Origin of the sequence: Streptomyces sp. FH025, from assembly GCF_017427025.1 — a bacterium.
Classification (GTDB): Bacteria; Actinomycetota; Actinomycetes; order Streptomycetales; family Streptomycetaceae; genus Kitasatospora.
Genome location: NZ_JAFLNG010001227.1, coordinates 1 through 1,057, shown reverse-complemented (window position 1 = coordinate 1,057; position 1,057 = coordinate 1). Strand labels below are relative to the sequence as shown.

2 protein-coding genes are annotated in these 1,057 nt (G+C 70.1%); one reads left to right on the top strand and one right to left on the bottom strand.

The window, feature by feature from the left end; translation table 11 throughout:
• Nucleotides 1–192 (top strand): peptidoglycan-binding domain-containing protein (locus J0670_RS38585; RefSeq protein WP_207817429.1); only part of this gene is annotated, 192 nt, incomplete at its 5' end.
• A 20-nt stretch (nucleotides 193–212) separates the two neighbouring features.
• On the opposite strand, the gene J0670_RS38580 is transcribed toward J0670_RS38585, so the two are convergent.
• Nucleotides 213–797: a TMEM165/GDT1 family protein gene (locus J0670_RS38580; protein WP_207817428.1), complete on the bottom strand. Its 585-nt coding sequence runs from the start codon at nucleotides 795–797 to the stop codon at nucleotides 213–215.
• Between the last annotated feature and the right edge of the window lie 260 nt (nucleotides 798–1,057).

The window sequence follows — 1,057 nt, the reverse complement described above, 5'->3', positions numbered from 1 at the left end:
GTCAAGGACATGCAGCAGCGGCTGTACGTGGCCGAATGCGGATTCGTCGACAAGTCGATCGTCACCGGCACCTTCGACTACTGGACGCAATCGGTACTCACCAGCTACCAGCGCGAGAACCGGATCAAGGGCGAGAACGGCGTCTACGGCCCCAAGACCCAGGCCGCTCTCACCTCCGACCCGGGCTGCTGACCGGGGCCGGGAGCCCGTCCTCAGCCGGTGATCGCCCCGAAGATGCTGATCCCGGCCAGCAGCACCATGACCGCCGCCGCCACCCGGACGATCAGCTTCATCGGCACGTGCTTGAGCAGCTTCTGCCCGCCCACGATGGCGATCCCGCCGACCGCGCAGAGCGCCAGCCAGGAGCCGAGGCCGACGGCCAGCGGATCGGCGTACTTGGCGGCCAGGTTGGCGGTCATGATCTGGGTCAGGTCGCCGAACTCGGCGATCGCGACGACCACGAAGCTGGCCCCGGCCACCTTCCAGAAGCTGTTCGAGGACGGCTCCTTGGCGGCGTGCTCGTCCTCGTCCTCGCCACCGTGGAACAGCAGCATCCCGGCGCCGACCAGGAAGAGCGCGCCGGTGACGCCCTCCACCCAGCGGTGCGGCAGCAGCGAGAGCAGGTGCCCGGCGGCCAGGGCGAGGACGACCTGGAGCGCGAAGGCGGCGGCGATGCCCGCGAAGACGTAGCTCGCGCGGTACTTGGTGCCGAGCACCAGGCTGGCCAGCGCGGTCTTGTCCGGCAGTTCCGCCAGGAAGATGATGCCGAACGTCAGCGCGGCAACGGTCAAACTCATCGTGTGGGGTCCCTCGGTCGGGCTGCCGGCGCGGCGACTCCGTCAGGGGACGCTTCGGACCGGCAGCACTGGTCATGGTCACAGCACTGCGGCCGAAGGTCTCGCCGGCACCGTCCGATCGACTCAGCCGGTCGGATCGGGTGCCCCGGGCGCCGGGCCCGTGGGGGCCAGTATGTCGACGGTCCGGTGGAGGGCTACTCCCCTTCAACGCGCCCCAGGATACCCGACCTCGCCCGGCGCCCCCGCCGTCACCAGCCCCC

Excerpts from the sequence above, each read along its gene's own strand:
- J0670_RS38580 (WP_207817428.1), bottom strand. The coding sequence starts at position 797 with ATGAGTTTGACCGTTGCCGCGCTGACGTTCGGCATCATCTTCCTGGCG.